The organism is Bacillota bacterium, from assembly GCA_013178415.1.
GTDB lineage: Bacteria > Bacillota > SHA-98 > Ch115 > Ch115 > Ch115.
The window spans coordinates 1-5056 of sequence record JABLXA010000046.1 but is presented as its reverse complement, the minus strand read 5'-3'; the positions used below and the strand labels follow the sequence as shown (position 1 = coordinate 5056).

General features: G+C 53.5%; 8 protein-coding genes. 2 read left to right on the top strand and 6 right to left on the bottom strand.

Annotation, left to right across the window (positions count from 1 at the left end; genetic code table 11):
* The first annotated feature begins 114 nt into the window (after window positions 1-114).
* A complete protein-coding gene (locus HPY52_16885; GenBank protein ID NPV81909.1) occupies window positions 115-417 on the top strand; it encodes a transposase in 303 nt (100 codons plus the stop codon).
* Complete coding sequence (locus HPY52_16880; GenBank protein NPV81908.1) at window positions 408-1403, top strand: DDE-type integrase/transposase/recombinase; 996 nt, start codon at window positions 408-410, stop codon at window positions 1401-1403. Before HPY52_16885 ends, HPY52_16880 begins: the two co-directional genes overlap by 10 nt.
* Window positions 1404-2145: 742 nt before the next feature.
* Here HPY52_16880 and HPY52_16875 read toward each other — a convergent pair.
* The 6 genes from HPY52_16875 to HPY52_16850 form a co-directional block, all read right to left on the bottom strand.
* Window positions 2146-2574: a LysM peptidoglycan-binding domain-containing protein gene (locus HPY52_16875; protein ID NPV81907.1), complete on the bottom strand. Its 429-nt coding sequence runs from the start codon at window positions 2572-2574 to the stop codon at window positions 2146-2148.
* On the bottom strand, window positions 2571-2888 hold the full coding sequence (locus tag HPY52_16870) for a hypothetical protein (protein ID NPV81906.1): 318 nt from the start codon (window positions 2886-2888) through the stop codon (window positions 2571-2573). The genes HPY52_16875 and HPY52_16870 overlap by 4 nt, the downstream gene beginning before the upstream one ends.
* Window positions 2885-3340, bottom strand: a complete 456-nt coding sequence (locus HPY52_16865) for a hypothetical protein (protein NPV81905.1) — start codon at window positions 3338-3340, stop codon at window positions 2885-2887. The genes HPY52_16870 and HPY52_16865 overlap by 4 nt, the downstream gene beginning before the upstream one ends.
* Window positions 3333-3749 (bottom strand): hypothetical protein, encoded by a 417-nt coding sequence (locus tag HPY52_16860; GenBank protein ID NPV81904.1) that lies wholly within the window; start codon window positions 3747-3749, stop codon window positions 3333-3335. The genes HPY52_16865 and HPY52_16860 overlap by 8 nt, the downstream gene beginning before the upstream one ends.
* Window positions 3724-4128, bottom strand: a complete 405-nt coding sequence (locus HPY52_16855; protein ID NPV81903.1) for an HTH domain-containing protein — start codon at window positions 4126-4128, stop codon at window positions 3724-3726. Before HPY52_16855 ends, HPY52_16860 begins: the two co-directional genes overlap by 26 nt.
* Window positions 4129-4431: 303 nt before the next feature.
* Window positions 4432-5056: hypothetical protein (locus HPY52_16850; GenBank protein NPV81902.1), on the bottom strand; the 625-nt coding region annotated here is incomplete at its 5' end.

Below are 5056 nucleotides of genomic sequence, written 5' to 3'. Positions count from 1 at the left end.
GTATTGCTCATGACGAAATGAGAGTTTTGGGCCTCGAAATTAAGTGAGGGGTGCTGGAAAAATCAAGTTAGATATGGAAGGTGAGCATAATAATGGTTGAGGTGATAGAAGACCATGAGCACCAGCACCCGACGTCAGTGGACAGCAGAGGAGAAGCTCAAGATCCTCGAGGAGGCCCGGCAAACAGGCCAAAGGATAAGCGAAGTGTGCCGACGTTACGGAATAGCGATAGGACAATTCTATGCCTGGGAAAAACAAGCAAGACAAGGGAGTCTGGAAGCTCTCCGAAATGGGAAACGAGGCCGAAAGAAGAAAAGCCTAGAAGCAAAGTTTCAGGCAGAGATAGAGCGGCTGAGGGCTGTGATAACGGAACTCAGTGTGGAGAACCTGGCCTTAAAAAAGGGGCTTTGGCCTTAGAGCCTTACCGTCGATATGAGGCTAGAGAAAAGGAATTGATGCTCAAGACCGTAGAGCAAACCCATGAGGTGACGGGTCAATCGGTTGAAGAGGTTTTAGGAGAGCTTGGCATATCCGTGGCAAGCTACTACCGCTGGAGATCTAGAGCAGCTGCGGGTTGTCTGGATGACGTGATAAAGCTACCCCACCGTAAGGCGGTCCCACCGACTCCGGAGGAAGTATTACACGTATGCGACTATGCTCTGGAACATCCTGAGATAGGGTATAAGCGTCTTACGTGGCAGATGATAGACGAAGATATAGCGTACCTGAGGCCATATCAGGTATACCGGATTTTGGAAGAGAATAACCTCATCTTGCGGCGGGATAGGCGCAATGAGGAGGCCTTGAAGCGTCCACCCGAGCCTGATCATCCAGACCAGGTCTGGTATATCGACCTGATGTATCTTTACATCCGTCCGAGGTGGTATTACCTGGTGGACATCCTAGATGGGTATAGCAGATATCTTGTGAATTGGAGCTTAAACCTCACGATGACTGCAGAGACGGTAACCCTTACGGTTCAGGAGGCCTTGGAGAAGCTTCCTAAGCGTCATGTTACGGAGCCGAGACTTATCCATGATCATGGAACCCAGTTTTCGAGTGCCGAATGGAGGTCTTTTGTAAGGGGTGTGGGGTTACAGGATATAAGGACGCGGGTAGCGCATCCAGAATCTAATGGACGGCTTGAGAGGCTACACCGGACTCACCGCCAGGAGGGATTCTCAGGTGAAGAGCTTGAAGACTACTATCAGGCACTAGATACGCTTAGGGGGTGGAGCTACTATTACAACTACAGGAGGCCCCACTCAGCGTTAAATTATCTATGTCCGATAGACTACTATCGCGGAGACCCGGCCATGCGTCTTGCGGAGCGGGAAAGAAAGCTTAGAGAGGCCTTTGAGGCAAGGAAAGCATACTGGGGGAGTAGTGAGAAGAGGGTTTGACCTTGGATCATCGTGAAAGAATATACCTAGGCCCGCCCGGAGCTCTGAGATAGATTCTGTTTCTATCGCCTGCGCCGCGGCCTAGGGGCAAAACTTAGAAGTTGGCCCCGGCCGGCCACGGCTCCTGGCATAACGGGCTCCTTGGGGGGGGACCCTGGTAACCAAAAGTCAAGCATACAATTTCCAGCTACCTTCACAAAATTAAAGGGTCAATTCCTCTCAATTCGATATGAGCAGAACATGGAACCAACGCCATTTCTGAACTTTAGGCATATTAGCCCGTCCTCTCAATCCTGGGCTCACTCCATCTAACCGGCGTTAAAGTAAAAATTTCAATGAACTCTGCAGACTCTGACGGCATCTCACAATATGGGCAGCATCTGAAAGAATCCTCCTCACTAGGAGCTATACCAAAGACTTTGTTGCAGTCTCCACACTCGTAAAGGACTATACCTAACATCAATCTGTCCCCCCAATCTTTTATCTCCTGGCAAACTTCCCCGCATATTTGCGGTTTTCATTTCCGTCCCTTTTGATAGCACTAAGGCACAATCTATGCCCTCTTTGCTTTTCTTGCCTTTGCTTCAAGCAATGATATGACTTTACCGCGTTGCGCGGGTCTCATGATCTGACGATAGAGTTGTCGCAATTCCCGGTTAATTCTCCGAATATCCCAAATAAAAACTCCTAACGCAATAATTAGCATAGAGCTAATGAGTAAGCACCAATTGATACCCAATTCTCATAACCCCCTTGCTTTCTCCCATATTTTCTGCACCGCCAGCGGCCAGTGCCTGGGGTCCGTCTCCGGCACCCGCAGCTTCTGCCCAGGGCGCAAGAGTGGCCTGTCCCAGAGGTTGTTGAGCGCCTTGATAATATCCACCGTCATCTGGACCGGCCCGGGCAGCCGGTGCTGTATCGCGACGTGGAATAGCTGCTCTCCGGGCCTGACCACATGCGGGCTACTGGCAACCGGTATAGCCTCAAGGCCATACACCTGCCACACATCCACATATTCGGCCTCGTAGGCGAGGGTCAAGGAGGAACCCCCAACTTCTGGCGTGGGATGGCTACCAAGAGAAAGGAGGAGAACTATGAGCATAGCAAACGCCAACAACACCATGGCATACATTAGCCATTCCGGCGGGTGCGGTGGATTGTATCGGATCATCGTGCTATCACCAGCCTTTTCCGCGGGTCCTCAATCTGCCACAAGTGGAAGCAGTTCTCGTGGATATTGATGTATTCTTCGGGCGGCGGCAACAGCATGGCCACTGTGATGTCGTGGGGCATAAACTGGTATCTGGCATCCCTGATCTCATCCCACGTCGGGTACCTGTCAGGGTGGCTGATGCTCATATGCCAGCCATCCTCCGATTTCCCGACGATAACAAGACACGGCCCGTACCGGTAGGCTTGCGCTCCCGGTTCCAGGTTCACCTTGAATTCGGGAGGTATCGGAAGTGGCAGCGTAAATCGCTTCATCCCTGCTCACCTCTCGCCAAGGCCGTAAGAGCTCCGTCGATCATTTGCCACACCTTTCCGTCTAGGCTACCGAATTCGGGCAGGAGATCTCGAAGCTTTTCCAGAGCATCCATGGCCGCAGAGCGCTGGACCTCCAGCTCTCGAATTCGGCTGTCACGGTTCCGCTTGGCCCAATCCAGTTCGTCAAGCAGAGTATTTCTTGCTGCCTTAAGAACTCCAATCTGTCCGTAAAGAGAAACAAGCTCCTCGCGCATATCATCACTGGCCTGCCTCAGCTTCTTGTTTTCGGCCTCCAACTCCTTCACCCGCTGTAGTAATTGATCGGCCATCCGTTGCGTTTCAATCCTCGGCCTAGTCACAAGTTCCTTTAACTCTTGCTGATACGACTTCCACCATATGTCAACGGCCTCTTGTTCGGGCCACACATCGCCACTGGTTTGAACCTTATCCATCCTGCTCACCGCCTTCCAGAACCTTCTCTGCATATCGAATCGCATCTCTACACTCGTCATCAACTGCACCAGCCACCCAGTGTCCATCGGTATTCACAGTGATTTTCGGCCATTCACTACGTGAGTCGAACTGATTTAACAGCCTGAGTAATGCATACTCCAGTTCCTTCCCCCGCGCTTCTGCCGCAAGCGTCCGCTTCAAGGCCTCCTCGTACCTCGCGCTGGCATCGAGAATGAAATCCAGGTCTTGATTGCTGATATCCAGTATGGGCCCCAAGTCGGTCATGGAGTCGAACATCGCCTCTAAGACCACGTTGCCATTGTTAGCCACGATCTTTCCGTCCTCAAATCTCCAGGGCCGGTCCGACGCTGCCCGGCACTTCTTAAGAAGCGCCTTTAAGTCCTTCATCCTTACTCTCCTCCCTCTCGAATAGATCAAGGATCATCTGCCGACCGGGCAGGTGTTCCCCAAATGCCCGGTCCAGGGCCCTAGCCGTAATACCGATCTCCTGTATCCGGCTGTACAGATGGCCCTGACATTCCCGGGCTTCAGCCCGGTCAACCGGTATAAAATACCCATACGGTGCGTTAACCGCGCTGGCTATCGGATATCCATCGCGGCGGAGGTCGGCTATCAACGACCGCACTTCACGCTCGTTTATTCCTGTAAGCCGCGACAACTGCCTTGAAGTCACAGCTTTCTTGCGGCTCTTGCATTGCCGGAGTATATCCCATAACCTGGCCTGCGAGTCTGTAGATTTTCCTGCTAAAGAGATATTGCGGCTCATGTGGCCCTCAACCTCACTTCATGCCCAAAATCCTTCGGGACGTCCTACCAGCCTTAAAACACTCCCCGCATACCCGCGCTACATGAATGTCCGTGCAACCGAATTGCGCTAGAGAACACCGGTAACGGACTAGTCGGGCCCTACTCTCGTCATGTCCGCACGGCAGTTTATTGCCCCTCTTTTCAGGCATCGCCCGCAGCCTCCTTTAGCCCCTGGTACCAAAGGTGCTCACGCAGCCTCGCAAGCCTCTTAACCGTTCTGCGCGTTCGCCTCTTGGACAGTTCGTCGTCCCAATCCGTCTCGCTAATCGCCGTTTCTATCAGCCCATTGATGAGCTCGATTTCCTTTCGTTTTGGATGGCCTTTTAGGTCCATCATCGGCTTCTCCCCCCTGTCCCGGCCAGTCGTCCCGCAGTAGCCGCTGGTACGCCGTGTACTCGGGCTCCCACCGGACCCATATACTCCCTGTGCCCACGCTCCGGGCCCTCGCAACGATGATCTCCGCGAGATTCTTCCACTCCGGCTTGTCGGGGTAGTAGAACTCCGGCCGCCACAGATACAGCATCATGTCGCAGTCCTGGTCAGGATAGCTGCTGTCCCGAACGTCACCGGGCTGGGGCCGGGGGCTGCCGCGCCTTGCGATCGCCTTGTCCAGGAGCTGCACCAAACATAGCAGCGGGACCTCGAGGTCTCGGGCGATATTCTTGAGCGCGCTGGTCACCCGGCCTATGCGGGTCGTGTCGCTTTCACCCTCATGCCTGCGCTCGAAGATCTTATCGAGCTGGTCAATAACGATCAGCCCCAGCCCGTGCTCCTCTTTACACCGCATCGCGATCCCGCGGATGTCGATGACAGACAGCCCGCTCTGCTTAACCCAGTAAATCTCCTTGTCGCACAGCTCGGGCAGCACGTCAGCTATCCGCCTCCAC

What these genes read in the sequence shown, in the direction of transcription:
- HPY52_16885 (NPV81909.1), top strand. Translation starts at nt 115, where the DNA reads ATGAGCACCAGCACCCGACGTCAGTGGACAGCAGAGGAGAAGCTCAAG.
- HPY52_16875 (NPV81907.1), bottom strand. Translation starts at nt 2,574, where the DNA reads ATGATCCGATACAATCCACCGCACCCGCCGGAATGGCTAATGTATGCC.
- HPY52_16870 (NPV81906.1), bottom strand. Translation starts at nt 2,888, where the DNA reads ATGAAGCGATTTACGCTGCCACTTCCGATACCTCCCGAATTCAAGGTG.
- HPY52_16865 (NPV81905.1), bottom strand. Translation starts at nt 3,340, where the DNA reads ATGGATAAGGTTCAAACCAGTGGCGATGTGTGGCCCGAACAAGAGGCC.
- HPY52_16860 (NPV81904.1), bottom strand. Translation starts at nt 3,749, where the DNA reads ATGAAGGACTTAAAGGCGCTTCTTAAGAAGTGCCGGGCAGCGTCGGAC.
- HPY52_16855 (NPV81903.1), bottom strand. Translation starts at nt 4,128, where the DNA reads ATGAGCCGCAATATCTCTTTAGCAGGAAAATCTACAGACTCGCAGGCC.